Source organism: Ectopseudomonas toyotomiensis (assembly GCF_017167985.1).
GTDB lineage: Bacteria > Pseudomonadota > Gammaproteobacteria > Pseudomonadales > Pseudomonadaceae > Aquipseudomonas > Aquipseudomonas toyotomiensis.
Map to the genome: position 1 here is coordinate 4,312,766 of NZ_CP070505.1, position 26,211 is coordinate 4,338,976.

At 63.0% G+C, this 26,211-nt stretch carries 26 protein-coding genes; 11 read left to right on the forward strand and 15 right to left on the reverse strand.

The annotated features are described in order from the left end of the window. Positions 1 to 43: 43 nt before the first annotated feature. A complete protein-coding gene (locus JWV26_RS19945) occupies positions 44 to 628 on the reverse strand; it encodes a UPF0149 family protein (protein WP_072424677.1) in 585 nt (194 codons plus the stop codon). 171 nt (positions 629 to 799) lie between these two features. On the opposite strand from JWV26_RS19945, the gene recQ reads away from it, so the two are divergent. The 4 genes from recQ to JWV26_RS19965 all read left to right on the forward strand — a co-directional run bounded on the left by recQ (position 800) and on the right by JWV26_RS19965 (position 7,267). Further along, positions 800 to 2,932, forward strand: a complete 2,133-nt coding sequence (recQ, locus tag JWV26_RS19950; protein ID WP_093049661.1) for a DNA helicase RecQ — start codon at positions 800 to 802, stop codon at positions 2,930 to 2,932. 235 nt (positions 2,933 to 3,167) lie between these two features. Beyond that, on the forward strand, positions 3,168 to 4,328 hold the full coding sequence (locus JWV26_RS19955) for a GGDEF domain-containing protein (protein ID WP_074914401.1): 1,161 nt from the start codon (positions 3,168 to 3,170) through the stop codon (positions 4,326 to 4,328). Positions 4,329 to 4,460: 132 nt separating this feature from the next. After that, positions 4,461 to 4,892, forward strand: coding sequence for a MarR family transcriptional regulator (locus tag JWV26_RS19960; protein WP_074914403.1), 432 nt, complete (start codon positions 4,461 to 4,463; stop codon positions 4,890 to 4,892). Positions 4,893 to 5,170: 278 nt separating this feature from the next. Beyond that, complete coding sequence (locus JWV26_RS19965; RefSeq protein ID WP_478210380.1) at positions 5,171 to 7,267, forward strand: motility hub landmark protein FimV; 2,097 nt, start codon at positions 5,171 to 5,173, stop codon at positions 7,265 to 7,267. 53 nt (positions 7,268 to 7,320) lie between these two features. On the opposite strand, the gene JWV26_RS19970 is transcribed toward JWV26_RS19965, so the two are convergent. After that, positions 7,321 to 9,507 carry a patatin-like phospholipase family protein gene (locus JWV26_RS19970; RefSeq protein WP_206417643.1) on the reverse strand — a complete coding sequence of 729 codons (2,187 nt, stop codon included), beginning with the start codon at positions 9,505 to 9,507 and terminating at the stop codon, positions 7,321 to 7,323. Positions 9,508 to 9,578: 71 nt separating this feature from the next. Between JWV26_RS19970 and JWV26_RS19975 the strand changes: the two genes are divergently transcribed. Continuing rightward, positions 9,579 to 9,863, forward strand: a complete 285-nt coding sequence (locus tag JWV26_RS19975) for an Rdx family protein (RefSeq protein ID WP_206417644.1) — start codon at positions 9,579 to 9,581, stop codon at positions 9,861 to 9,863. 114 nt (positions 9,864 to 9,977) lie between these two features. Then, positions 9,978 to 10,472 carry a hypothetical protein gene (locus tag JWV26_RS19980; protein ID WP_206417645.1) on the forward strand — a complete coding sequence of 165 codons (495 nt, stop codon included), beginning with the start codon at positions 9,978 to 9,980 and terminating at the stop codon, positions 10,470 to 10,472. Between the two features lie 36 nt (positions 10,473 to 10,508). Here the strand turns inward: JWV26_RS19980 and JWV26_RS19985 are convergent, their stop codons facing one another. From JWV26_RS19985 to JWV26_RS19995, 3 genes are all read right to left on the reverse strand, one after another. After that, on the reverse strand, positions 10,509 to 11,360 hold the full coding sequence (locus JWV26_RS19985) for a DMT family transporter (RefSeq protein ID WP_206417646.1): 852 nt from the start codon (positions 11,358 to 11,360) through the stop codon (positions 10,509 to 10,511). Beyond that, entirely contained in the window at positions 11,357 to 11,692 is a 336-nt protein-coding gene (locus JWV26_RS19990; RefSeq protein ID WP_074914419.1) for a tRNA-binding protein, read from the reverse strand. Before JWV26_RS19990 ends, JWV26_RS19985 begins: the two co-directional genes overlap by 4 nt. Before the next feature lie 153 nt (positions 11,693 to 11,845). Continuing rightward, positions 11,846 to 12,592: a helix-turn-helix transcriptional regulator gene (locus JWV26_RS19995; protein ID WP_074914422.1), complete on the reverse strand. Its 747-nt coding sequence runs from the start codon at positions 12,590 to 12,592 to the stop codon at positions 11,846 to 11,848. A gap of 134 nt (positions 12,593 to 12,726) precedes the next feature. Here JWV26_RS19995 and JWV26_RS20000 point away from each other — a divergent pair, with 134 nt between their 5' ends. Then, positions 12,727 to 13,539 carry a UDP-2,3-diacylglucosamine diphosphatase gene (locus tag JWV26_RS20000; RefSeq protein WP_196460797.1) on the forward strand — a complete coding sequence of 271 codons (813 nt, stop codon included), beginning with the start codon at positions 12,727 to 12,729 and terminating at the stop codon, positions 13,537 to 13,539. Then, the gene (locus JWV26_RS20005; RefSeq protein ID WP_206417647.1) at positions 13,536 to 14,564 is read left to right on the forward strand and encodes a glycosyltransferase family 4 protein; all 1,029 of its coding nucleotides are present in this window, start codon (positions 13,536 to 13,538) and stop codon (positions 14,562 to 14,564) included. The genes JWV26_RS20000 and JWV26_RS20005 overlap by 4 nt, the downstream gene beginning before the upstream one ends. A 133-nt stretch (positions 14,565 to 14,697) precedes the next feature. Here JWV26_RS20005 and JWV26_RS20010 read toward each other — a convergent pair whose 3' ends face one another. The 3 genes from JWV26_RS20010 to JWV26_RS20020 all read right to left on the reverse strand — a co-directional run bounded on the left by JWV26_RS20010 (position 14,698) and on the right by JWV26_RS20020 (position 17,335). Beyond that, on the reverse strand, positions 14,698 to 16,086 hold the full coding sequence (locus tag JWV26_RS20010; protein ID WP_196448273.1) for an adenylate/guanylate cyclase domain-containing protein: 1,389 nt from the start codon (positions 16,084 to 16,086) through the stop codon (positions 14,698 to 14,700). 158 nt (positions 16,087 to 16,244) lie between these two features. After that, positions 16,245 to 16,832: an HD domain-containing protein gene (locus tag JWV26_RS20015; protein WP_074914429.1), complete on the reverse strand. Its 588-nt coding sequence runs from the start codon at positions 16,830 to 16,832 to the stop codon at positions 16,245 to 16,247. A 185-nt stretch (positions 16,833 to 17,017) separates the two neighbouring features. Further along, positions 17,018 to 17,335 (reverse strand): Mpo1-like protein, encoded by a 318-nt coding sequence (locus JWV26_RS20020; protein ID WP_017677387.1) that lies wholly within the window; start codon positions 17,333 to 17,335, stop codon positions 17,018 to 17,020. A 130-nt stretch (positions 17,336 to 17,465) separates the two neighbouring features. Here JWV26_RS20020 and JWV26_RS20025 point away from each other — a divergent pair, with 130 nt between their 5' ends. Continuing rightward, positions 17,466 to 18,476 (forward strand): AraC family transcriptional regulator, encoded by a 1,011-nt coding sequence (locus JWV26_RS20025; protein ID WP_206417648.1) that lies wholly within the window; start codon positions 17,466 to 17,468, stop codon positions 18,474 to 18,476. Positions 18,477 to 18,485: 9 nt separating this feature from the next. On the opposite strand, the gene JWV26_RS20030 is transcribed toward JWV26_RS20025, so the two are convergent. Together JWV26_RS20030 and JWV26_RS20035 are read right to left on the reverse strand one after the other, a co-directional pair. After that, the gene (locus JWV26_RS20030) at positions 18,486 to 19,940 is read right to left on the reverse strand and encodes a TrkH family potassium uptake protein (protein ID WP_074914431.1); all 1,455 of its coding nucleotides are present in this window, start codon (positions 19,938 to 19,940) and stop codon (positions 18,486 to 18,488) included. A gap of 3 nt (positions 19,941 to 19,943) precedes the next feature. Beyond that, positions 19,944 to 21,398, reverse strand: coding sequence for a TrkH family potassium uptake protein (locus JWV26_RS20035; protein WP_074914433.1), 1,455 nt, complete (start codon positions 21,396 to 21,398; stop codon positions 19,944 to 19,946). 149 nt (positions 21,399 to 21,547) lie between these two features. Here JWV26_RS20035 and JWV26_RS20040 point away from each other — a divergent pair, with 149 nt between their 5' ends. Both JWV26_RS20040 and JWV26_RS20045 read left to right on the forward strand, forming a co-directional pair. Continuing rightward, complete coding sequence (locus JWV26_RS20040; protein ID WP_037002400.1) at positions 21,548 to 21,919, forward strand: YkgJ family cysteine cluster protein; 372 nt, start codon at positions 21,548 to 21,550, stop codon at positions 21,917 to 21,919. Positions 21,920 to 22,091: 172 nt separating this feature from the next. Further along, positions 22,092 to 22,652 (forward strand): nitroreductase family protein, encoded by a 561-nt coding sequence (locus tag JWV26_RS20045; RefSeq protein ID WP_206417649.1) that lies wholly within the window; start codon positions 22,092 to 22,094, stop codon positions 22,650 to 22,652. Positions 22,653 to 22,663: 11 nt separating this feature from the next. On the opposite strand, the gene JWV26_RS20050 is transcribed toward JWV26_RS20045, so the two are convergent. The 5 genes from JWV26_RS20050 to JWV26_RS20070 all read right to left on the reverse strand — a co-directional run bounded on the left by JWV26_RS20050 (position 22,664) and on the right by JWV26_RS20070 (position 26,167). Beyond that, complete coding sequence (locus JWV26_RS20050; protein WP_055987135.1) at positions 22,664 to 23,992, reverse strand: sensor histidine kinase; 1,329 nt, start codon at positions 23,990 to 23,992, stop codon at positions 22,664 to 22,666. Positions 23,993 to 24,219: 227 nt separating this feature from the next. Then, positions 24,220 to 24,633 carry a Spy/CpxP family protein refolding chaperone gene (locus JWV26_RS20055; protein ID WP_017677381.1) on the reverse strand — a complete coding sequence of 138 codons (414 nt, stop codon included), beginning with the start codon at positions 24,631 to 24,633 and terminating at the stop codon, positions 24,220 to 24,222. Positions 24,634 to 24,770: 137 nt separating this feature from the next. Continuing rightward, a complete protein-coding gene (locus tag JWV26_RS20060) occupies positions 24,771 to 25,448 on the reverse strand; it encodes a response regulator transcription factor (RefSeq protein WP_072424693.1) in 678 nt (225 codons plus the stop codon). 3 nt (positions 25,449 to 25,451) lie between these two features. Beyond that, the gene (locus JWV26_RS20065; RefSeq protein WP_206417650.1) at positions 25,452 to 25,826 is read right to left on the reverse strand and encodes a translation initiation factor 2 (IF-2, GTPase); all 375 of its coding nucleotides are present in this window, start codon (positions 25,824 to 25,826) and stop codon (positions 25,452 to 25,454) included. Between the two features lie 41 nt (positions 25,827 to 25,867). Then, on the reverse strand, positions 25,868 to 26,167 hold the full coding sequence (locus tag JWV26_RS20070; protein ID WP_003460961.1) for a YciI family protein: 300 nt from the start codon (positions 26,165 to 26,167) through the stop codon (positions 25,868 to 25,870). Positions 26,168 to 26,211: the final 44 nt, after the last annotated feature.

Consider the following 26,211-nt stretch of genomic DNA (forward strand, 5'->3'; position numbering starts at 1 on the left):
GCGGGTCTTGGCGGCAGCCGGGGGCGTACCCCGGCTCATGGGGTCAGTGGCGAGGCTTGAGCAGTGCGGGTTTTTCTTCCGGAGCCTGGCACAGCAGGAAGAGGGCGGTCAGCAGCTCGGGAATCTGGTCGATCATGCTGTCCACCAGGTCGCGGTCGCGGGCGATCTCGGCGAACTCGGCCTGTTCGTCGAACAGACCCGAGCCGACCATGATCGGCAGCAGCAACTCGCTGACTTCGTCTTCGGCATCTTCGAACCACACCGCTTCACGCAGGAACACGCCTTCCATGAAGCCGATGCACCAGCCGCGCAGGTCGGAGTCATCCGGTTCGTCACCGAGATCCAGATCGCACGGCAACTCGGGCTCTTCCTCGCCGGCCAACTGACGCGCGATGTGGGCCTTGAGATGGATCAGCGTGCTTTCGATCTCTTCGCGTTCGGCGTCGCTGCGGTAGTGCGGCGGCTCGGCGAACAGCGCATCGATCCACTCACGCTCCGGTACCTGATCCGGGCAGATGGCCAGGGCGGTCAGGTAGCCATGGGCGGCCACGTAGTCCAACGCCTCTTCGTGCAGCTCATCGGCATCGAGAAAGGCTTGCAGGCGGGACAGTTGCTCAGCGAAGGACATCGTGGAGTTACCTTGAGGCTTAGGGGATAAACGAGGATGGATTCTAGTTCACCGCTGCCTCTGCGACCAGCACGAGCGCTCTACTAACGGCGATTGAGCGGCTTCGGACGGGTAGGCGCCCTGTTGCCTGCGATCCTGCGGCATAATGCGCGGCTAGATTTGGAGGCCTTCATGCTCGACCACGCCATGCGCATTCTCAAAGATGTTTTCGGCTACGACGCCTTTCGCGGCAACCAGGCCGCGATCATCGAGCGCGTGGCCGGCGGCGGCGATGCCCTGGTGTTGATGCCTACCGGCGGCGGCAAGTCGCTGTGCTTCCAGGTGCCGGCACTGATGCGCGAGGGCCTGGCAGTGGTGGTTTCACCGTTGATCGCCCTGATGGACGATCAGGTGGCCACCCTCGACGAGTTGGGTGTGGCAGCCGTGGCGCTGAACTCCACCTTGAGTCCTGACGAGCAGCGCGAGATTGCCGATCGTATCCGTCGCGGGCAGATCAAGATGCTCTACCTGGCGCCCGAGCGTCTGGTGCAGCCGCGCATGCTGAGCTTCCTGCAGGACCTGGACATTGCCCTGTTTGCCATCGACGAAGCGCACTGCGTGTCGCAGTGGGGCCATGATTTCCGGCCTGAGTACCTGCAACTCGGCCAGCTTGCTGAGCTCTTTCCCAATGTGCCGCGCATCGCCCTGACCGCCACCGCGGATAAACGTACCCGTGAGGAAATCGTCCAGCGTCTGCACCTGGACAACGCCGAGCGCTTTCTGTCGAGCTTCGACCGGCCGAACATCTTCTATCGCATCCAGCCCAAGGATCAGCCGCGCAAGCAGCTGCTGGGTTTTCTCGCCGCGCGCAAGGGTGATGCCGGTATCGTCTACTGCCTGTCGCGCAAGAAGGTCGAGGAGGTCGCCGAGTTTCTCAGCAGCCAGGGCTTCCCAGCTCTGCCTTATCACGCCGGCTTGCCCAACGAGTTGCGTGCCTTCAATCAGAAGCGCTTTCTCAATGAGGAAGGCCTGATCATGGTGGCGACCATCGCCTTCGGCATGGGTATCGACAAGCCCAACGTGCGTTTCGTCTGTCACCTGGATCTGCCCAAGTCGCTGGAGGCCTACTACCAGGAGACCGGTCGCGCCGGTCGTGACGGACTGCCGGCCGATGCCTGGATGGCTTACGGCCTGCAGGATGTGATCTTCCTCAAGCAGATGCTCAACAATTCCGAAGGTGACGAGCGCCACAAGCGCATCGAGCAGCACAAGCTCGACGCCATGCTCGCCCTGTGCGAGGAGACACGCTGCCGCCGTCAGGCGCTGCTGGCCTACTTCGATGAAGAACTGCCCAACCCTTGTGGGCACTGCGACAACTGCATCGATGGCGTCGAGACCTGGGATGCCACCGAGCCGGCGCGCCAGGCGTTGTCGGCTGTCTATCGCAGTGGCCAGCGCTATGGTGTCGGCCATCTGGTGGATATTCTGCTCGGCCGTGACAACGAGAAGATTCGCGCCGCTGGTCATCAGCATCTGGCGGTGTTCGGTGTGGGCAAGGGTTTTTCCGAGGTCGAGTGGCGCACCCTGTTCCGCCAGTTGGTCGCGCGCGGCCTGGCCGATGTCGATCTGGATGGCTTCGGCGGTCTGCGTCTGAGTGAGACCTGCAGGCCGCTGCTGCGCGGTGAGGTCAGCCTGCAATTGCGCCGTGAACCCAAGCCGGCGCAGGCGGCCAAGGCCTCCAGCAGCGCCGCCAGCCAGTTGGTGCGTGGCCATGAACGGGAAATGTGGGAGGCGCTGCGCAGCCTACGCCGTAAGCTGGCCGAGGAACACAGCGTACCGCCTTACGTGATCTTCCCCGATGCCACGCTGCTGGAGATGCTGCGTAGCCAGCCCAGCTCGCTGAGCGAGATGGCCGAGGTCAGCGGCGTTGGCGCGCGCAAGCTGGAGCGCTATGGCCAGGCTTTTCTGGAAGTGCTCAATGGCAGCGGCGCGGATGACACGCCGGCTCCGGTGGCCGATCTGCGTCACGAGCTGGTCAGCCTGGCCCGTGCCGGCATGACGCCCGCACAGATCGCCGGCCAGCTTAACTGCAGCGAGAAGAACGTTTACAGCCTGCTGGCCGAGGCCATTGCCCAGCAACAACTGACCCTGGAACAGGCGCTGGATCTTCCTGAGGAACTGCTGGGCGAGATTCAGGAAACCTTCCTCGACGGCGAGGGCGAGCTGCCGGCCGTGAGTGAGGTGGCGCCACTGTTCGCCGGTCGCGTCGACGAGGCCGTGCTCTACTGCGTGCGTGCGGCGCTGCAGGCCGAGTTCGAGATCTAAGCGTCCTCGGTGAAACTTGGCAGCCTGATTCTGGCGGCATTTCGCGCACAGGGCTAACAGGCCGTTGAAAAACGTAGGCGAGGTAGCCAGTGCAAGGCAAAAAGCAGGCGAAAAAGCGGAGTTTACGAGTTGTAAATGAGCATTTTGAGCCTGTTTTTAACGCAGCAATGGCAACGCAGGTAGTTTTTCACCGGTCTGCTAAGGTGTGGGCAGGCCGCCAGATAACGAGGTGAGGGTGCCTAACTATCACGCCTGGCCAGACGAAGTTCGTTCGAGCCCCTATGCCGACCAGTTGAGCCTGGGCTTTCGGCGATTGCGTTTTTCCCGCGCTCTCGAGCGTGAATATCGTGCGCACATGCTCGAGGACGGCTTCGAGCTCAAACGTATCGCGCTCTGCGTGGCCACGGTCATCTGGCTGGCCCTGACTGCGCTCGACATGTTGGTGGTGCCTGCATCACACCTGGGCTGGGTGATTGCCGTGCGCCTGGTGGTGCTGGTCATCCTGCTGGTTTGCGCGACCCTGATCCTGCGGCGTCGCCACAGCCATCTGCTGTTACCGCTGAGCATGACCTGCATCCTCGCGCTCGGTGTGGGGGCAGCGATGATTGTCGGTATCGCCCATCGCGCCGACCCCGGCTACCCCTACGAAGGTCTGTTGCTGGTAAGCATGGCGGCGTACTTTCTGGTCGGCCTGCGCTTGAGCGAGGCCCTTGCCTGTTCCCTGGTGATTTTGCTCGCCTATGTGCTGGCGGAATTGGCCGCAGGGCTGCCTGCTCCGAGGTTGATCAACAACCTGTTGTTCCTGGTCTTCGGCAATCTTATCGGCGCTGTCGGTTGCTACCTCCTGGAATACAAATCACGCGAGCATTTTCTGATCAGCCACCTGATGCAGCTGCTTGCCTACCACGACAGCCTGACCGGGCTGCATAACCGTCGTAGCTTCAATCGGCAGTTCGAGCGCCTGTGGCGCCAGGCGCAGCGTGACGGCATATCGATTGCGTTGCTGCTCTGTGACATCGACCATTTCAAGGCCTACAACGACTGCTACGGTCACCAGGCTGGCGACGCGGCTTTGCAGCGTGTCGGCGCACTGATCGAGCAGGCGGCGCGGCGACCACTGGATATGGGCGTACGGCTTGGCGGTGAGGAGTTCGCGTTGCTGTTGTTCGACATCAGTGCCGATGAAGCCAGGCAACGCGCCGAGGCCCTGCGCCATTCGCTGGAGGAGGCGGGCATCGCCCACCGCGGCTCCGATAGTGCCGATGTGCTGACGATGTCCATCGGCGTCGCCTGCCTGAGTCCGGATAGTCAGCCTGAATTGAGCCAGCTCTACGAGCAGGCTGACAGAGCGCTATACGAGGCCAAGGCTTTCGGACGTAACAGGGTGGCAGCCTGAGTTGCAGTCGGTGCGCAACGAGTCGGTCGCATTCTGCAACGCTCATGGCGCAATCTGCGCTTGCCCTGCGCATCGGGTTATGGCTAGCTGGCTAATAATTAGTTTTTGACCTTTGTATGAGTCCGCTTGCCCATGTCTTACCCCGATCAACATCGCTTTGCCATGCAGGTTGCCCAGCTATCCCGTGCCTGGCGTTCCGAACTCGATAGACGCCTGGTAGGGCTGGGCCTGTCCCAGGCTCGCTGGCTGGTGCTGCTGCACCTGGCGCGCTTCAGCGAAATGCCGACCCAGCGTGAATTGGCGCAAAGCATCGGCGTAGAAGGGCCGACGCTGGCGCGTCTACTCGACAGTCTCGAAAGCCAGGGGCTGGTTACTCGCGTGGCGGTACCCGAAGACCGCCGTGCCAAGAAGATTGCGCTGCAGCCGGATGCGCAGCCTCTGATCGAGAAGATCGAAGCGATTTCCACCCAACTGCGCCATGAAGTCTTCGCCGGCATCGACGAGGATGATCTGCGTCGCTGTCAGCAGGTGCACGCTCGAGTGCTCGGCAACCTGATGAAGTGAACCGCCTGAACTGTCAAAAATCCGATCATTTTTTGATCGGATTTTTTCTGTGCCTAATTTTTGACTGATTCAGCTTGATGGCACTGTGCTTTCGTCGGCAAACTGGCGTCCAAGCCGCTACTTTGTGAATTAGTAGCCATAATGCAATTCGAGACGGCCTCGACAAGGACCTTGTCACCTGTTCTCGGAACTATCAAGGGCGCCAGCCTCCCGGCCAAGGGAAGCTCAGACAGGAAGTCGAGGAGGTGGCGTTCGAGCCGGATAACCCTGGAGGTCACATGGCTCGGGTGCGTCAATTAATGTTGGGTCTGGCGTCGGGGTCTGCCCTCTATTCGGGAATGGCACCGGCGCTTGGTTTAGGTGAGATCACGCTACATTCGGCGCTGAATCAGCCTTTCGAGGCCGAGATCGAGCTGCTGGAGGTGGGTGATCTGGGCGCGCAGGATCTGCGTGTCGGTCTGGCGCCAGCCGAGGTGTTCAGTCGTTCGGGCGTCGAGCGCTTCTACTTTCTCAACGATCTGCGTTTCACCCCGCTTCTGCAGGGTTCACGTAGCGTGATCCGCGTGGTGTCGAACCGTCCGGTGCGTGAGCCATACCTGAACTTCATCGTCGAAGTGGCGCGTCCCAATGGCCAACTGCTGCGTGAGTACACCGTGCTGCTGGATCCTCCCGGCTCTTCGGCTTATTCCGCCGTGGCTGCGCCAAGCGCTACGGCGCCTTCGCAACCCTCTACTCGCGCCGCGGCATCGCTCTCGCCGGTCAGCACGGTCACGCCACCGAGGGCATCGGCTGGGCACCGTCATCAGGTCAGCCGTGGCGACAGCCTCTGGTCCATCGCCGCGCGCCTGCGTGAGCAGGGCAGTACGCTATCTCAGCAGGCGCTGATGGAGGGCATTCTTGCCCTCAACCCGAATGCCTTTGCTGGCGGTGATCCAGGTCGTCTACAGGCTGGCGCCGACCTGCTGCTGCCGGATGCCGCCCGTGCGGAGGCTGTCCAGCCGACCGCTGCTCTGCTCGCTGCCGAGGCCGCACCTGCGCTCGCTGCAAACACTGCCGAAGGGCCCGTGAGCGCGCCTCTGGCTGCCTTGGAGCCAGCACCGCAGCCAACTGAAAGCCTGGAGCTGCTGGCCGAGAGGCAGCGCCAGGTCGATCTGGAGCTGGCTAATCAGGCTGCGGAAAATCTGCAGCTGCAACAAGGCTTGGCGCAACTGCAATTGCAACTGCAGCAGTTGCAGGAGCAATTGGCGCAGAAGGATGCTCAGTTGGCTGAGCTGGCTACGCGTACGCCCGCCGAGCCGGTCGCCCAGCCCATAGCCGTCGCGCCGGTCAGTGTCGAGGAGCCCGCGGCAGTAGAGCGCGGCTGGTGGTCGACACTGTTGGCCGGTGGTATTGGGCTTCTGCTGTTGCTCGGTGCGCTTTTCTGGGCCGGGCGGCGGCGTGGCGAGAAAACCAGGCCGGTGGTGCAGGTACAACCCAAGGCGCAGCCACCTCAGCAACCGCCTCGTCCCCAACTCGCGGCGGTTGCCGCTGCCGTTGGCGCCGCTCCGGTGGCCAAGGCAGTACCGACGCCGGCTCCGGTGCGTGCGCAAGGGCCGGTCGACCCGCTCGAGGCTGCCAATGTCTACATTGCCTACGGTCGCGTCAGCGAGGCGCGTGGTGAGCTGAGCAAGGCACTGGCTCAGGACCCGCAGCGCAGCGATCTGCGTTTCCGTCTACTGGAGGTTCTGGCGCTGTTGGGTGACGGGGCGGGCTTCGCGCGTGAGGAGGCCGTGCTGCGCGCCGAGGCGTTCGACGCCGCACGCATCGATGCCTTGAAGGCGCGTCATCCTGATCTGCGGGTGACTCAGCAGGTACCGACCGAGGCTGTCGCTGCGCCGCAGCCTGCGGCAGCACCTGCGACCGAGCCTGATTTTCAGCTCAACCTCGACGACCTGTCGCTGGATGCCGACTGGGATCTGGTCAGCCCGTTCCCGGCAACTGCCAAGGCCAAACCCAAGGCCGCTGCTGAGCCGGAGTTCGATGCGTCGTTCGCCAGCAATCTGCAGGAGCTGCCTGAGGTGTTCGAACTGCATCATGAAGACGAGCAGTTGAGCGCCTTCGGTGAGATGGAAATGGTGCTTAGTGATGAGGTGCCGGCGCTGGATGACAACTTCCTCGACGCTTTCGCCGGTGATGCCGATGCCACCGCTGCTCTGCAGGGCGACATCGACCACCTGGCGGGCAATCCGGAGCACATGGCCCAGCTCAACCAGGCGCTGGCCTATATCAAACAGGGCGATATCGCCACCGCCTGCGACATCCTCAACGAGGTGATCGACCACGGCGATGACGAGCAGAGGAAGGCCGCGCGCCAGTTACTGGCGGAAATCGCCTGACCGACTCTGTTGCTGGACCTGACGAGGCCGCGCATATGCGCGGCCTCGTCGTTTCAGAAGCTCTTGCCCAGGTTCAGGTACAGCGCCTTTTCCCGCTCGTCGTTGAAGCCGTAGCTGAAGTTCAGCGGGCCCAGCGGCGTATCCAGACCAAGGAAGATGCTGGCTGCGTTGATGTAGCCGCTGTCGAAGGCGTTGTCGTTGTTCCAGGCGCGGCCGCGCTCCAGCGACAGGCCCAGGTATAGCGGGAAGTTCAGCGGCAACATCGAGGTTGGCGTCATGCGCCGGTAGTAGATCATCCGCGCCAGCGCCATGTTCTGGCCGCTCAGCGAGTCCTGGCGAAAGCCCGACAGCTCCTGGGCGCCACCGAGAATGAAGCCCGAGGTGACCACTTCCGCCTCATCCAGGGTGCGTCCGTAGCGCCCACCGAACAGCCAGGTGTTGGGGCCGTGGCTGTGGGCCTTGTCCAGCTTCAGCTGCCATTGCCGATATTCCTCGTCCGAACCCAGCCCGCGGTCATATTTGCGCAGCATCAGGCCGATGTCCTCACCTGTACGTGGGAAGTCGAGGTTGTCCAGGGTGTCGAAGGAGTACAGCAGCTCGTAATACCCCTCGCTGAAACTGAAGCTGGGCAGATCGCGTTCGCCTACGCGGACATCCGCCTCGCCCCAGGCCTGAGCGATGCCGAAACGAATCTCGCCGTTGTTGGCAATCTGCCGGCCCAGATTGAGGCCATAGCCGTAACGCTCCAGGCGGTATTCGGCGATGGGATCGTTGTCCAGGATCGCTTCGACGTTCTGTGCCTCGCCGAACAGGTAGGGCGCGACGAAGTAGCGCGAGCCGGCGTCCAGCGGTTGATAGAACTCGCTATAGAGCTCCTGACGGTCACCCAGCTGCAGGCGTGTCAGCCATTCGGCGCCGAGCTCGTTGATGCCGTTGACGCGGTAACTGGCGCCGATGTTGAAAGCGCTGTCGCCACGCATGTCATCGGACAGGTTCAACCCCAGGCGCAGGTAGTCGGTGCCGGTGCGTTTGCCGCGGGCATCGATCACCAGTGCACTGCCGCGCTCGTCCAGTGGCTCTACCCGGTATTGCACGCGCTCGAAGTAGTCCAAGCCGTAAAGGGTGCCCATGTCTTTCTGCAGGCGATCCATGTCCAGTGGCTCGCCAAGCGTTTGGCGAATATGCCGGCGAATCACCGCATCGCTGACTTTCGAGTCGTTTTCCACCTGGATCTCGCGGATCACCGGTGTGCGCTGTTCGCGCGAGCGCGCCATGGCCAGTGCCGGATTGCCGGCGCTGCTGGTACGCAAACGAGCCAGGCGCTCGGCCTGAATCTGCGTGGCGCGATAACCGGCGTCGATCATCTGTTCGCCACGATTGAAGTCGGCGACGCCGAAGCCGGCCAGTGGCGGCTGGATCAATACGTCGTCCGCCTCCAGCGTTTCGAGTTGAGCCTCGGAGTTCTTGCGCATCATCAGGTTGATCGACTGGTTCATCACGTCGACCACGGTGAGCAGCTCTTTGGCCGGTTTCAGTGGCATACCCAGGTCGACGACGATGACGTGATCGACACCCATCTGCCGCGCGACGTCGATTGGCACGTTGTTGACCATGCCGCCGTCGACCAGCAGGCGGCCATCTACTTCCACCGGGGCGAACACCGCCGGGATCGACATACTGGCGCGCATCACCTGCGGCAGGTGACCGCTGCTCATGATCACCTGTTCACCCGTGACCACATCGGTGGCCACGGCGCGATAGGGGATCGGCAGATGATCGAAATCGCGGGTGGCGCTGCGATGCACCAGCAGGCTTTCCAGCAGCAGCGCCAGGTTCTGGCCCTGGATCACGCCCAGCGGCAGGCCAAGGCTGCCGTCGTCGCGAAAACTGAGTTTCTGTTTGATCAGAAAATCACGGTCGTCCTGCTTGCGGCGAAAGGGGATGTCCTCGCGTGGCGGTGAGTCGGACAGCGCCTGTTGCCAGTCCAGTTCCAGCGCCAGGCGCTCAAGCTCCGCCACCGAATAGCCGGCGGCATAGAGCCCGCCGACGATGGCGCCCATGCTGGTGCCGGCGATGGCGTCGATGCGAATACCTTGTTCCTCCAGGGCCTTGAGCACACCAATGTGTGCCAGGCCGCGAGCGGCGCCGCCCGACAGCACCAGACCGACACGTTCGGCAGCGACGACGGGCAGGCTGGACAGGGCGAACAGGCAGAGCAGCGAAAAGAGCAGGCGGCGCATGGTGGATTCCGGCAGGAGCAGAGACAAAGGCCGTTATTATAGGCATCAAGCCCCACAGTAGAGCCGCTGCCATGCCCGATCAGAAGCCCGAAATCGTCATCACCTATTGCACCCAGTGTCAGTGGCTGCTGCGCGCCGCGTGGCTGGCTCAGGAACTGCTGAGTACCTTTGCCGACGAGCTCGGCCGGGTCAGCCTGGAGCCGGGCACCGGCGGCGTGTTCCGCATCCTCTGCGATGGCCAGCAGATCTGGGAACGCAAGGCCGATGGTGGTTTCCCCGAGGCCAAGGTGCTCAAGCAGCGAGTGCGCGATTTGATCGCCCCGACCCGCGACCTGGGCCATAACGACCGCCCTTGATCGGATACGTATCAGAAGCTTTACCCCCTCTTTACACAGGGCTTACCCCGCTCCTGCGAGTGCGCACGAATAATTTGCCTTGAGCCGCTATGGCCATTCTGTGAGAGGTGAAGTATGTCGCTGCAACGCTCCGTGATCCTGGCATTGATGAGTCTGGTGCTTTCTGCCCAGGCGCTGGCAGGCCCGCCCGGTCCTGGTGGGTCTGCTCCGGGTGGCCCTGGTTGGGGTAAGTGGGGCCCCGGTCCCGGCGGTCATCGCCATGGTTTGCCGGAGGGCGCTCGTGAGCTATGGATCGGCAGTGCGCTGTACTTTGTCGCAGCAGGCACCTACTACCTGTGGAACGCCAATGCCCAGCGCTATGAGGTCGTCACACCGCCGCCAGTCATACAGGGCAATAGTATCGCCAGCTATGAAGTGATCGCCTATCCAGCCAGCGGACAGAGTGTCGAGCAACAGGGGCGTGATCGATATGAGTGCCACGGCTGGGCCGTGGGACAGAGCGGTTTCGACCCTGCCACCACAACCCGTCCAGTAGGTGCCGACTCCACCGAGCGTTATCGCCGGGCGTTGAGCGCCTGTCTGACGGGGCGTGGTTACAGCGTCAACTGATCAGCAGGGCTGCGCTGCAGCAAGGCGTTCCGGGCGTCAGCGCGCCATCCGCGCCGAAACGAAGATCGCGCTGACGATCAGCACGCCTCCGGCCAGCATGCGCAGCGTCGGCTGCTCGCTGAACAGCCACCAGGCGAACAGAATCCCGTAGACCGGCTCCAGAGCGAAGATCACTGCCGTAGTGCGCGCCTTGAGCACGCGCAGGCTGGCGACGAACAGGCTGTGCGCCAGGCCTGTGCAGAAGATGCCGAGCATGGCCAGCCACAGCCAGTCCACCGCGTGCACACTGGGCAGCAGCGGCCAGGCCAGCGGCAGGAAGCACAGCAGTACCGTGATGTTCTGGTACAGCGCGGCCTTTACCGGGTCGAGGTCACGGGTGCTGGCGCGATTGAGCAGCGACAGCAGGGCGAAGAGAAAGCCCGACAACACCGCCCACAGCAATCCGACTGTGGCGTCACTGTTCAGGCTGAACTCGGGCGTGACCAGGATCAGCCCCACGCATACCACGCCGACCATGGCGAACTCGCCGGGGCGGGTGCGCTCGCGAAACAGCAGGCCCTCCAGCAGTACGGTGAAGGCTGGGAAGCTGGCGAAGCCGAGGGTGGCGATGGCCACGCCGGAGACCTTCACCGCCTCGAAGAAGGTGACCCAGTGCGTGCCCAGTAGCAGGCCGCCGAGTGCCAGCAGAGCCATCTGCCGCAGGCTCGGACGAACTGCATTGCGGCTGCGCCAGAGCACCGCAGCCAGGCCCAGTGCGAGCACGGCGAAGAACGCGCGGCCGCCTGCAATCATGTTCGGCGTGGTCGCCGCGAGTTTGCCGAAGATGCCTGACAGGCCGAACAGCAGGGCACCCAGGTGAATCGCCAGCAGGGCGTTACGTTCCGTCATGCCAGGCGCGCACCGTTGGGCAATGGCTGGTCGAAACCGGCGAGGACGACGCGGTTGTCGCTGTCATAGACACCGGTGACCAGCACTTCCGAGCGCACCCCGGCGATGCGCTTGGGGGCGAAATTACACACGCACAGCACCTGGCGACCAATCAGCTCGCCACAGCTGTAGTGCGCGGTGATCTGCGCGCTGGAGGTCTTGATGCCCCGTTCGCCGAGATCCACATCCAGCACGTAGGCCGGCTTCACTGCCTTGTCATTGGGACGAGCGCTGCGAATGGTGCCGACGCGCAGCTCCACTTTCTCGAAATCCTGCCATTCGATGGTTTGCATGGGGTACTCCTCGATAATGCGGCGCAGTCTAGGCGGCGCAGACGATAGCCGTCTGTCGCGGGAGTGATGAGTTTTGTCGCCAGGCTATCGAGGCTACGTGCGGGCATCGCTAACGGCCGGTGCGCACGGCGCACCCTACGGCTCGTGTACTGGCTAGCGCGTGCGGCGCAATTGCCTTGGGGTCATGCCCAGGTGGCGGGAGAGGGCAGCGGTGAAGGCGCTTTGCGAGTTGTAGCCGACCCGTGCGGCGATTTCGCCAACGGCCAGGTCGCTGCCACGCAGCAGTTGCTCGGCCAGGTGCAGGCGGCGTTGGCGGATATGCTCCATGGGCGTGCTCCCGGTCTCGGCGAGGAAGCGGGCATGGAAGCGCGCCACCGACAGACCGGCAAGGCGCGCCAGGTCCGCCACCTGCAGCGGATGCGCCGCGTGCTGCTCGATATAACGATCCAAGGCTGCTAGCGGCAAACCTGGCGTCTCGGCATGCTGGCGGCTGCAGGCCAGGCTGCCGAGCAGCAGGGCCGCACCCTGGCCGGCGATGACCGGGTCATTGATCGGGCTGCTGGCCAACCAGTTGAGCAGCTGCCCCTGCGAGGGATCGAGTTGCAGGGCGTTGGGCTTGTCCAGCAAACGCTGGATATCGCTCGCATGGTGGCCCAGCTGGCGTTCCAGCCAGTCGTTGGCCGGCAGATCCAGTACCAGGCACTGGCTGCCGCGTGGGCTGCCGCAGGTATGGCGTGCTTCGGCCGGCACTACGGCCAGGTGATGGCGCAGCACCTGGCTGCCCTGGCCGTCCACTTCGAATTGCAGCTCGCCCGCCAGGCCGAACACCAGTTGCGCGTGGTCGTGGCTATGGCTGAGTACTTCGTGGCTGTAATGACGCAGGGACAGGATCGGGAGCATGGCAGTTTCCTTGGCAACCGCCGGAGTGTAACGCCTGGGCCGGGGCGCTGCTGCGTCATCGAATGGTCTTTTTCCTGTCATATGCCTTTCACCGCGACCCCTCAAGCTCGTCTAAACCCAGCCGGAGGTCGCCCATGACCAGCGCCCAGCTCGCCAAGCCCAGCCGCAAGCAACGAGTCCGCACCCTGTGGATTTCCGACGTACATCTCGGCACGCGTGATTGTCAGGCCGAACACCTGGCGGCCTTTCTCAAGCGTTATCACGCTGATCGCATCTATCTGGTGGGCGACATCATCGACGGCTGGAAACTGCGTGGTGGCATCTACTGGCCACAGGCGCACACCAACGTCATCCGCCGTCTGCTGACCATGAGCAAGCGCGGCACCGAAGTGATCTACGTTACCGGCAACCATGACGAGTTCTTGCGGCGTTACTCCAGCCTGCTGCTGGGCAATATCCAGTTGGTCGACGAGGCGGTGCACGTCACGGCCGATGGCCGGCAACTGCTGGTGATCCATGGTGATCAGTTCGATGTGATCACCCGTTATCACCGCTGGCTGGCCTTTCTCGGCGACTCGGCCTACGAATTCACCCTGACCCTCAATCGCTGGCTCAATCACTGGCGCAGCCGCTGGGGCTACGGTTACTGGTCGCTCTCGGCTTACCTCAAGCACAAGGTCAAGACCGCGGTGAACTTCATCAGCGACTTCGAGGAGGCCATCGCTCACGAGTGCGTCAAGCGCGGCTTGCAGGGCGTGGTCTGCGGCCATATTCACCATGCCGAGATTCGCCAGGTGAGTGGCGTGGAATACATGAACTGCGGTGACTGGGTGGAATCCTGCACGGCGCTGATCGAGCACTGGGATGGGCAGATCGAGCTCTATCGTCTGGCCGAGGCGCAACTGGCCAGCGAGGAGCGGGTCGTCGTCCTCGAGACCAGCGCATGAGGATACTGATCGTCTCCGACGCCTGGACGCCTCAGGTCAATGGTGTGGTCACCAGCCTGGCCGCGCTGGTCGGCGAACTGCGTGGGCTGGGTCATCAGGTCAAGCTGCTGTCGCCCGCCGATTTCCGCGCCGTGCCCTGTCCGACCTACCCTGAGATTCCTTTGGTGTGGGATCTGTGGCGCGTCGGTGCGGCGATTCGCGACTTTCGTCCTGACTGCGTGCATCTCGCTACCGAGGGGCCGCTGGGTTGGGCAGCGCGGCGTTGGCTGGTCAAGCGTGGGCTGGCGTTTTCCACGGCAATCCATACGCGATTCCCGGAGTACGTCAGCACGCGCTGGCCGTGGATTGCGCCACGTTGGGGCTATGCCTTTCTACGCGCTTTCCATCGCCCCAGCCAGGCCGTGCTGGTGACCACCGAGCGGCTGCGTGAAGAGTTCGCCGGCTGGGCTCTGCAACGGCTGCAACTGTGGCGCAAAGGGGTGGATACCCGGCTGTTTCGGCCGGACGAGACGCGCCCCCGGCCAGTGCGACCAGTATTTCTCTACGTCGGACGCATCGCTCCGGAAAAGAACCTGCAGGCGTTTCTCGATCTGGAATTACCGGGTGAGAAGCGCGTGGTCGGCGACGGCCCGCAACGTGAGGCGTTGCAGCAGCAGTATCCGTTGGTGCGCTTTCTCGGCTATCGCCATGGCCAGGCGTTGGCCGAGGCTTATCAGGATGCCTCGGTGCTGGTCTTCCCCTCGCGTACCGATACCTATGGCCTGGTGATGCTGGAAGCGCTGGCTTGCGGTACGCCGGTGGCTGCGTTTCCCGTGGCCGGGCCACTGGATGTGCTGCAGCAGGGGCTCAGCGGGATGATGGCCGAGGATTTACACGCTGCCTGCATGGGCGCGCTGGAGCTGGATCGGGAGACTTGCGCGGAATTGGCGGCAGCGCAGTCCTGGCGCGCGTCGGCGCTGGAGTTTCTGGCATTGCAGCCGCTGATCGACGGTGAGCCGGCGTTGACCGAGGCACTGGAGGCGTAGGGCGTACTCGCGAAGCAGTACGCCGCCGTACGTGTGGAGTTCCGGAAAACGGCGGACTGTTCGCTTCGCTCCTGAGTCCGCCCTACGGGCTACGAGCGGCCGACGTCCCGATCCGCCCTACACCTCGGTTTCCTTACAGAATGACCTTGTCGCGCAGCTTCTCGGCGGCTTGGTTGAGCGCCTGGATCACCCGTTCCTTGTCGAAGTTCTGAATGCCATTGGTGTCCAGGTACATGGAGAAGCCCGGCAGTTCGTGCTCGACGTAGCTGGAGGTGGCGCCCAGGTCGCGGCGGAAATCCACCACCTGGTAGATCTGCACCGGGCGGGTGAAGCCCTTGACGGCGATCTGGCCCTTGTCGCGGCACATGATCACGTCCTTGACCAGCGAATAAGTCTCGTGGGAGATCAGGATTTCGCCGGATTCGGCGGCGCTTTCCAGGCGGCTGGCAAGGTTCACGTCGCGGCCGATGATGGTGTAGTCCATGCGCGTATCGGCGCCGAAGTTGCCCACCGTGCAGTAGCCGGTGTTGAGGCCCATGCGAATTTCCAGTGGCTTGGTGATGCCCTGGGCGCGCCACTGCTGGCGCAGCACCTTCATGTGCTTGCGCATGGCGATGGCCATGGAAACCGCCGCGACCGCATCCTTCTTGGCGCCGTTGCTGCTCGGGTCGCCGAAGAACACCATGACGCAGTCACCGATGAACTTGTCGATGGTGCCGCCGTATTTCAGGGTGATCTTCGACATTTCGTTGAGGTAGGTGTTGAGCAGGTCGGTCAGCGCTTCGGCTTCCAGCTCTTCCGACAACTCGGTGAAACCCTTGATATCGGAGAAGAACACCGTGAGCTTCTTGCGCTGAGTCTCCAGGCGCACGCTCTTCTTGCCGGTGAAGATCGATTCCCAGACCTGTGGTGACAGGTACTTGGCCAGGTTGCGCGCCAGGCGTGCGGCCTTTTCCTGCTCACGCTTGATCTCGCTGCGTACCTGAGCCAGGCGCAGGCCCTGCTGGTTGACGAAGTAGGCGGTGATGCAGATGTACAGGGTGGCGAAGAGGATGCTGACCAGCGCCACCAGCGTCGGCGTATCGGTATTGGGATGAACCCCAACCAGCGCGGCGCACAGCGCCATGCCGCTGGCGGCCACCAGCAGGCCCAGGCCGAGATAGCGCATGCCACCGACCACCAGTGCACTGAAACAGAGAATCAGCAGGAACATCAGGCTGGGCACGGCAGAGAAACCGAGCAGCACGCAGGCCGCGCCAGCGTGCAGGGCATCGAAGAACAGCAGGGCGAGGTCGGTCTGCTGCGGATAGTCGCGCTTGAAGCGGCGGCTGAGATTGTGCGCCAGATGAGGGTAGAGCAGGGCGTAGGGCACCATCCACAGGATGTCGTAGGCGAAGTGCCCGACATAGGTGCCGGCGGCGATGCTGGCGGCCGTGGCGATATAGGCCAGTACGCGCGAATAGTATTCGCGCAACGGCGGCGTCGGTAGCCCGTTGGCACGGCTGGTGGTTGCTGGCTTCATCTGCTGGAACTGTCCCTGCTGGATTTCTGGCGTCTCTGCTGGACGCCTGATTGGTCTGCAAGACCTGAGCCAGAGGCTCGCTGGGCGGGGATCATAACCAAGGGGGTGGCGGCCAGCCAAGCATGGCCGCCGAACGGTGGCGCAACAGTGGCCAGCGGTCAGGCGCTGGTATTGTCCATTGCAGCCAGATAGATGGAGTTCTTCGGCCGGGCGAACACGCGCTGCAGCATGGGCTCGAAGAAGCTCAATGGCAGGCTTTCATAGTCCGGGTCGAAGGCGGCCGCATCGTACTTGGCGCAGAACTCGATGGTCGCCTGGTATTGCGGGTGATCCTTGAATTGCTCACGCAAGTGGCGATCCATGCCCAGGTGATGGAAGAAGTAATAGCCCTGGAAAATGCCGTGCTTCTCCACCATCCAGTGGTTCTCGGCACTGACGAAGGGCTTGAGGATCGCTGCAGCAATGTCCGGGTGGTTGTAGCTGCCGAGGGTATCGCCGATGTCATGCAGCAGCGCGCAGATCACGTACTCCTCGTCGCGGCCGTCGTGATGGGCGCGGGTGGCGGTTTGCAGCGAGTGGGTCAGGCGGTCCACCGGAAAGCCACCGAAATCGCCGTCGAGCAGACGCAGGTGGTCGAGGATGCGGGCTGGCAACTGAGCGGCGTAGGCGGCGAAGTCCTGGGCGATGATGGCCCAGTCCTCGGCCTGGCCGTCTTGCATATGGGTGAAGCGGGCGCGGCTATTCATGGTTTTTCTCGTTCTTGTTGTTAGGCTCTGTACGAAAAGTGCCTGCGCATCGGTGATGCTGCGTTAAAAACAGGCTCAGAATGCTCATTTACAGCACGTAAACTCCGCTTCTTCGCATGTTTTTGCCTTGCCTGACCTTTGCTCGACGACTTTTCGTACAGGCCCTAGTGTGAGCAGCCAGATTCTTAGAAACGGATGCGGCCGGTAAAGGCGTCCTTGAGCATCACCCAATCACCCATCAGGCTGTACAGCGGATAGTCGAAGGTCGCCGGTCGGTTCTTCTCGAAGACGAAATGGCCGACCCAGGCGAAGCCATAGCCGGCCAGCGGCATGGCCAGCAGCCACAGCCATTGTTGGCTGAGCAGGGCGTAGGCGAGGATCGCCAGCACCAGCAGGCTGCCGGCGTAGTGCAGGCGGCGGCACACGGGATTGCTGTGTTCCTGCAGGTAATAGGGGTAGAACTCGGCGAAGCTCTGGTAGCGTTCGGTGGTCTGGGCGGTCATGGCGCACGTCCTGTTATTGTCACCTACGAGTCTAGACCTGCTGTCTCCGTGGGCCACTGACTTAAGGTGCCAGTCTAGTATCCTTGCGCCGCCAACCATGGCCTTGCTGATTGATCACAAGAACAAGACGATGAGCGAAAGAACCACATCCTCCAACTGGGCCTTGGCCATCGTGCAGGCGCTGGAGCTGGGCGGCGTAGACTGCACCAGCCTGTTCGCCGAACTGGGCATGGATTACGCCGCGCTGAACGACCCCGATGCGCGCTTCCCACAGGACGGCATGACCCGTCTGTGGCAGCGCGCCGTGGCGCTGTCGGGCAACCCGGCGATCGGCCTGAACATGGCGCAAGTGGTACGCCCGGCGTCCTTCCATGTGGTGGGTTATGCACTGATGTCCAGTCGCAACCTGCGTGATGGCTTCACCCGTCTGGTGCGCTACCAGCGCATCATCGGTGAAGGCGCAGACCTGAATTTCTTGCCGCAACCCGACGGCTATGCGCTGACCCTGGCCATTCATGGCGACCGCCTGCCGCCGGCCCGGCAGAGTGCCGAGGCGTCGCTGGCATACTGCCTGGCCTTTTGCCGCTGGATGACCGGCAAGCCCATGCGCCCGCGCGAGATTCGCCTGCAAGGTCCGCCACCTGCCGACCTGGCGCCTTATCAGCAGGTGTTCCAGGCTCCGCTGAAGTTCAATGCCGAGCATTACGGGTTGATCTTCGAGCGTGCCGATCTGGAAGCGCCCTTGCCCAGCGCCAATGAGGCGCTGGCGCAACTGCATGACCGTTTTGCTGGCGAATACCTGGCGCGTTTCTGCAGCAGTCGCGTCACCCATCAGGCACGTCAGGTGCTGTGTCGCCTTTTGCCTCAGGGCGAGCCGCGGCGTGAAGTGGTGGCGCAAACGCTGCACCTGTCACAGCGTACTCTGCAGCGGCGCCTACAGGAGGAGGGCACCAGCTACCAGCAACTGCTCGATGACACCCGTCGTGAGCTGGCCGAACAGTACCTCGGTCAGGTCGACCTGACCCTGCTGGAGGTGGCCTATCTGTTGGGCTTTGCCGATCCGAGCAACTTCTTCAGGGCGTTTCGCCGTTGGTTCGGTGAAACGCCTGGTGAGTATCGCAGTCGTCGCGGGCTTGCGTAGCGCGCCTGCTCAGTGACGCCAGAAGGCCGGGAACAGCAGCACCAACACGGTGAGGATTTCCAGGCGCCCGAGCAGCATGCCGAAGCTCAGCAGCCACTTGGCCAGGTCGGGGATGGTGGCGTAGTTGCCAGCCGGACCGACCATCTCGCCCATGCCAGGGCCAACGCCTGAGACCATCGCTGCAGCGCCGGTCAGGGCAGTGATCCAGTCCACCCCGCACATCGCCACCGCCAGCGCCAGGGTGGCGATGGTGATGGTGTAGAAGAAGGCGAAGGCGAGGATCGAACGGACGATGTCTTCATCCAGGCGGTGGCGATTGTATTGCTGCTTGATCACCGCACGGGGGTGAATGAGCTGCCTGAGGTTGGCCTTGAGCAGGATGTAGGCGACCTGGAAGCGGAAGATCTTCAGGCCGCCGGCGGTGGAGCCGGAGCAGCCGCCGACGAAACCCAGGTAGAAGAACATCATGCTGGCGAACGGGCCCCACAGGTGGTAGTCGCCCACGGCAAAGCCGGTGGTGGTCATGATAGAGGTGATGTTCACCGCCACCAGACGCAGCGCATCGAGCCAGTACAGGTCGGTGGTGAGCCATTTCCAGCCCGCCAGCACAAACCAGCTGCCCACCAGCAGCAGCAGGAATCCACGCACCTGCGCGTCGCGAAACAGTGCGCGGTAGTTGCCGCGCAGGGCGCTGACATAGAGCACGAACGGCAGACTGCCAAGCACCATCACCACGATGGCGACCCAGTGAATGGCCGGTTCCTGCCATTTGCCCAGTGAAGAGTCGGACGTGGAGAAACCACCGGTGGCGATCGCCGACATGGCGTGGTTGATCGCATCGAACAGGCCCATACCAGCCCACCAGAACGCCAGCACCGCGAGTGTGCTCAGGCCGACATAGGCCAGCACCATGTACTTGGCGACCATGTGCGAGCGCGGCATGACCTTTTCCGAGCGGTCCGACGACTCGGTCTGGAACAGGCGCATGCCCCCGATGCGCAGGATCGGCAGGATCGCCACGGCCATGCCGATGAAGCCGATGCCGCCCAGCCAGTGCAGCAGTGAACGCCAGATCAGCGTACCCGGAGACATGTCGTCGAGGCCGCTGAATACGGTAGCGCCGGTAGCGGTGATGCCGGACATGCTCTCGAAGTATGCGTCGGTGATGCTCGCCCGTTCGGCGAAGATGAATGGCAAGGCGGCGAAGATCGATACCATCACCCAGCTCGACACCGTCAGCATGTACATGTCGCGGGGGCGCAGTTGCGTTTGTTGGGGCCTGCCCTGAGCGATCATGGCGATGCCGGTGAGCGCGGTGATCAGGCTTGACCAGAGAAAGGCATTGATGCCCTGCGGCTGCTCGAAGATCAACAGGGTGATCACCGGTACCAGCATGCTCAGCGCCAGGGTGACGAGGAAGATGCCGTTGATGAAGGCGAGGATGCGCAGGCTGGCTAGTGGCATCGGTCAGTGTTTCCAGAAACTACGGGTGACCAGCACCAGTACGGTCAGAATTTCCAGGCGGCCGAGCAGCATGCCAGCACTGAGTAGCCACTTGGCTGAATCCGGCAGGCTGGCGAAGTTGCCGGCCGGGCCGATGATCGGGCCAAGCCCTGGGCCGACGTTGCACACCGCAGTGGCGGCGCCGGTCAGCGCCGTGACCCAGTCCAGGCCGACCAGGGTCAGGGCCAGGGCCAGCACACCGATGGTGATGGTGAAGAAGAAGGAGAAGGTGATCAGCGAACGGACGATCTCTTCATCCAGGTTGTGATTGTTGTACTGCTGTTTGATCACTGCGCGCGGGTGCACCAGTTGCATGAGGTTGGCCTTGAGCAGCACGTAGGCGACCTGGAAACGGAAGATTTTCAAACCGCCCGATGTCGAGCCGGAACAGCCGCCGACGAAGGTCAGGTAGAAGAACAGCAGCACGGCGAAACTGCCCCAGGTGGTGTAGTCGCCGAGGGCGAAGCCGGTGGTGGTGACCACCGAGGTGACGTTCACCGCGACAATGCGAAAGGCGTCGAGCCAGGCGTAGTCCGAGTTGATCCACAACCAGGTGCCGAATACCAGCCAGGTCAGCAGCAGAAAGCCGATGAAGCCGCGAACCTGATGGTCCTTGAACAGCGCCTGGCGATTGCCGCGAACGAAGGCGACATAGAGCATGAATGGCATGCCGCCGAGCAGCATCAGCACGACTGCCGTCCAATGCACGGCCGGTTCTGGCCAGTGTGCCAGGGACGCATCGGAGGTGGAGAAACCGCCCGTGGAAATCGATGCCATGGAGTGGTTGATGGCGTCGAAAGGGCTCATGCCCGCAGCCCAGAAAGCCAGAAAACCGAGCAGGGTCAGGGCCAGATAAATCAGCAACAAATACTTGGCGGCCATGTGCGAGCGTGGCATGACCTTTTCGCCCCAGTCCGAGGATTCGGTCTGGAACAGGCGCATGCCACCCACGCGCAGCAGCGGCAAAATGGCGACGGCCATGCCGATGAAGCCAATGCCGCCGAGCCAATGCAGCATCGAGCGCCAGATCAGAATGCCGGGCGACATGTCATCCAGCCCGGTCAGCACGGTTGAACCTGTCGTGGTAATGCCGGACATGGTTTCGAAGATGGCGTCGGTGTAGCTGATATGGGCGATCAGCATCATGGGCAGCGCGGCAAAGCTGCAAACCAAGGTCCAGCTCCCGGTCGTCAGCAGGTACATGTCACGCGGGCGTAACTGAGCGTTCTGCGGCCGGCCGGGAATCACCAGGGCGAGACCCGTGATCAGGGTGATCAGGCTGGACCAGAGAAAGGCATTGAGATCTTCAGGCTGCTCGAAGATCAGCAGGGTCAGCATCGGGATGGCCATGCTGATCGCCAGGGTAATCAGGAATATGCCGATGATGAAACCGATGATGCGCAGCGTCGGCAAGGCCATGTAGAGGGCTCTGGCGGGTTGGAAAATGCGCCATTCTACCTGCGCACGGGCGGCTGTAAACCGCAACGGTGGGGGGCTTTACAAGCGCATTGCCGAGCATAGAATAGCCGCCAGTTGCCGACGTCCGTCGGTTTCCGAGTTCTCCTCAAATGTCCGAAGCTAATCCCTGCCTTACGTGCGGCGCCTGCTGCGCGTTTTTTCGTGTGTCCTTCTTCTGGGGCGAGTGCCAATCCGCGGGCGGTAGCGTTCCAGACGAGCAGGTCATCCAGATCAGCCCCCATTACGTCGCCATGCGTGGCACGGAGAGCAAACCGGCACGTTGCACGCAACTGTTAGGCGACGTCGGTTGTGGTGTGCGTTGCACCATGTACGAACAGCGCTCGAGTAGCTGTCGCGAGTTCGAAGCGTCATGGGCGAACGGTGAGCACAACCCGCGTTGCGACGATGCGCGCAAGGCTTACGGTCTGCCGCCGCTCACTCCGCCGGTGCAACCGGTGATATCGCCCGACCGGGTAGCCTGACGGCGGCTGCAGGTTAGCGGGTAGCCCGGATGCAATCCGGGGCCAGCGATCTCCGGATTGCATCCGGGCTACGGCTCGACAGGCTTCTGACATCAGCTCCGTGCATTGGTCAGCTTGCAGCTTGCAGCTTGCAGCATTGAGAATGCGCCATCTTTGTTTTTGGAGGTGGCCGATGGATGCCCTCGACGCTCTGCTCAACCGTGTTTCCGTTCCTCGCCTGGTCGAACCAGCCCCGGATGTCGCGCAGCGCGAGATGCTGTTTCGCGCAGCCCTGCGCGCACCGGATCATGGCCAGCTACGTCCGTGGCGTTTTCTGACGGTCGAGGGGGCAGCGCGTGAGCGTATGGGTGAACTGTTCGCCGAAGCCCAGCAGGTCGCCGATGCGCAGGCTACGCCGGAGGCGCTGAACAAGGCGCGTGGCATGCCGCTGCGCGCGCCATTGCTGGTGGTGGTGATCGCCCGGGTGCAGGCTCACCCCAAAGTGCCTGCTTCCGAGCAGGTGATAGCAGCCGGCTGCGCCGCGCATGGCATGCTGCTGGCCGCCCATGCTCAGGGTATCGGTGCGGTCTGGCGTACCGGCGACATGGCCTATAACGCCCATGTGGCCAAGGGGCTGGGCCTGGCGGCGGACGAGCAGATCATCGCCTACCTCTACCTTGGTACACCGGAGCGTGAGCTGCGCCGCGCCCCGGAGGTCCGCGTCGAGGATTTCGTCAGCGCCTGGGAGGGCTGAGCGAAACGCGCTCAGCCTGCCTGCTGCCTGGCCGGCAGGCTGAGCGTGGCGATGAAGCCACCTTGCGGATGGTTGCTCAACAGCAGTTCACCGCCATGACGCTGCGCTGCCCGCCGCGCGATAGCCAAGCCGAGGCCGTGGCCGGAGCCGCTCTGGCCCGGTGCACGGAAGAACGGTTTACCCAATTGCTCCAGGTGTTCGCTGGCGACCCCTGGACCGTGGTCGCGCACGCTCAGCGTTACGTTTTGCCCCTGGCTTTGCACGCTGATGAGGACAGGTTGATCCGCTGGGCTGAAACGCAAGGCATTGCGTAGCAGATTGTCCAGCGCGCGCTCCAGCATGTCTGGCCAGCCTTCCAGGCGTGCGCGTGGGTCGAGATCGATCTGCAGCTGTTGTTGCGGAGCGGTCAGGCGCGCGTCTTCCTGCAGGTTGCCGAGCAGAGCGGCCAGATCGACGGGCTGTGCGGCGCCCGGATCAGCGTCCAGGCGGGCCAGGGCAAGAATTTCGCTGATCAGCGCCTCCAGTCGATCACACTCCTGACTCAGACGGGGCCAGAGCCGTTCTCGCTCCGCGGCATCGGCGCGCTCCGCCAGTGCCAGTGCAATACGCAGGCGCGCCAGGGGCGAGCGCAGTTCGTGGGAAACATCGCGCAGCAACTGGCGCTGGCTGCCGATCAAGCCTTGCAGGCGCTCGCCCATGCGGTTGAAGTCCTTGGCCAGTAGGCCCAGCTCGTCGCGGCGCGTGGCCAGACGAGCCAGGCTGTTCTGTTGATAGGCGGTCTGGCCGAGGTCATGCACGGCGCCGCGCAGGCGATCCAGCGGGCGAGTGATCGACAGCGTCAGCATCAGGCTGAACAGCGTCAGCACCACCAAGGCAATGGCGATGGCACTGAGTGGCCAGAACAGGCTGCCGCGGTGCCAGGCTGCCAGTTCCGGGTGTGGAATACGGTAGATGAACAGGTAACTTTCACCGCTTTCCGGGCTGGTGTATTCGGCGGTCAGGCGCCGCCATGGCAAGCGACGGTCGTCGCCGTGACGCGCCTCGAAGGCGGCAGCACGGGACGGAAAGGTGCCTTTGACCAGTTGCTGGCCGCTCTCGCCAAGCACCTGCGTGTCGATACGGTACTTGCGCTTGCGCTGTTCGAGAAAATCCTGGGCTGCTGCTGGCCCTTGCTGTTCATAGCGCTTGACCCACTTGCTATCGAGATCGTCAAGGCCTGGGTGCAGGCTCAGAATCCAGGCGTCCTGATTCAGGGCGCGGCCAAGCAGCAGCGACAGAGCGGCCACCAGAGCGATGCCCAGCCAGAAGGTCGCCAGAATGCGCCAGAACAGTGAACGCACGGTGATTCCTCATGCAAAAGCCGCCGGGCTCAGGGAGCGCGGCGGCGGGTTTAGGGGCTGTTCCCGTTTCATTCGCGGCCCTTCGGGTTGCGCGGGAAATGGCCCCCGCTGTCGTTGCAGGACTTGGCAAGGGAACAACCATTACCTGCGTCCTGCGCCTAACCAGGGGCCATTTCTCGCAGCAACGCGTCTCGCGATGAAGCGGGAACAGACCCTAGGGTGACGGATCAGTTGGTCTTGCTGTCCTTCTCGGCCTTCCAGGCCTTGAATTCGGCCATTTCTGCGCGGCGAGCTTCCATTTTCTTCTGGTGCTCGTCGAAGGCTTTCTGCTGTTCGGGGTTGAGCAGGTCACGCAGGGCCTTGTGCTGGTCGGCGCGAGCCTTGTCCAGTTCCTTCTTCATGGCCTGCTTTTCGGCTTCTGGCAGTTTGTCCAGGTAGCGCTTGGTGATGTCGCGATGGGTTTTCATCTGCTCGCCCATCAGTTTGCGAAACTCCTGGCGCTGTTCCTTGCTCAGGTTCAGCTCCTTGAACATGCCGTGGCCGCGGTCATGGTGGCGAGGGCCGCCGTCTTGCATGGGCATGGCGAAGGCCAGGGTCGGCAGGGTGGCAGCGAGCAGCAGGGCGGTGAGGGTCTTGCGCATGGTGATTCTCCTTGTCTCGAAACCGGTAACGACCGGATGGGCTCAGTATGCGGCGGTCAAGGTCAAGGGCAGTCAGCTGTGGGTAAAGCTTGGGTAAAGGCGATGTTGCGGGTTATTTACGCTGCGCCAGGGCGTACTCACTGTGCGTAGTAATAGCCGCGGCTGCGCAGGGCGAGAATGCGTGGGCGGCCGTCCGGGTGCGGGCCGAGCTTCTTGCGCAGGTTGCTGACGTGCATGTCCAGGCTGCGGTCATACAGGGTCAATTTGCGTCCCAGGGCCAGTTGCGCCAATGCCTGTTTGTCCACCGGCTCACCTGGTTGGCGCAGCAGGGCTTCCAGCAGGCGGCTTTCGGAAAGCGTCAGGGGAACGTCATGCTCGCCAATGCTGACCACCCCGCGATTGGGGCTGAAGCTGAGATCGCCCAGCTCCAGCTGGCTGCTGGCCGGCGCGGGCACGGTGCGGCGCAGCACGGCGCGCAGGCGCGCGGTCAGCTCGCGAGGGTCACAGGGCTTGGCCAGGTAGTCATCGGCGCCCAACTCCAGGCCAAGGATGCGATCCAGCGGTTCGCCGCGGGCGGAGAGCATCAGCACTGGCAGGTCCGGATGCTCGCTCCGTAGCTGCTTGAGCAACTCCAGGCCGCTGCCGTCCGGCAGCATCACGTCCAGCACCACAGCCTCGGGGGCTTGTGCGGCAAGTGCCTGACGGGCGCCAGCGGCTTCGTGGCAGGCGGTGACCTGAAAGCCTTCCTGGGTCAGCCAACGGCTAAGCAGCTCGCAGAGTTCCTGATCATCATCGATCAGCAGCAGTCGGTTCATGGCTCAGTTGATCCACTCGCGACGGGTCTTGCGAGAGCCACGCAACAGGACGCCGAACAGCATCGAGATCAGGCTCAGGGCTGCGCCCAGGGCGAACCAGGTCTGTTCCTCGCTGAGCAGCCGGGGTTGAGCCTGCGCCTGGCTTTCCTTGAGCTGCAGGCGCAGGCGCTGATTTTCCTGGCGCAGGCGCTGCAGTTGCACGGCGCTACTCGCTTCCTGCTCATTGCGCAGTTGCTCACTCTGCGCCAGGCGCTGTTCCAGCACCTGGCTGTCGACCGCATCTGCTGGGGCGGAAGGCTGAGCGGGTTGTTCTTCTGCCTGTACTGAAGCACAGGTCAGCATCACGGTGACCAGCAGGGACAGCGGGATCGAGCGCATCGCGATTCCTTGTGTGCGAAAGCAGCGTGGGTGGCACTTCGTCAGGGCAATACTTTCTTGAAGGGTTTGACCAAAACGTTGGCATACACGCCGGCTGTGCGGTATGGGTCGGCGTCGGCCCATTGCTGGGCAGCTTCAAGGGAGTCGAACTCGGCAACCACCAGGCTGCCGCTGAAGCCCGCCGGGCCTGGATCATTGCTGTCGATGGCCGGGTGCGGGCCGGCCAGCAGCAGGCGACCTTCCTGCTTCAACTGCTCCAGACGAGCGAGGTGAGCAGGGCGGGTGGCCAGACGATTTTCCAGGGAGTTTTCGACGTCGGTGGCGATGATGGCGTAGAGCATCTCAATCCTTATTTGGGGTCGAAGCGGGGAGGGATGAAGCATTT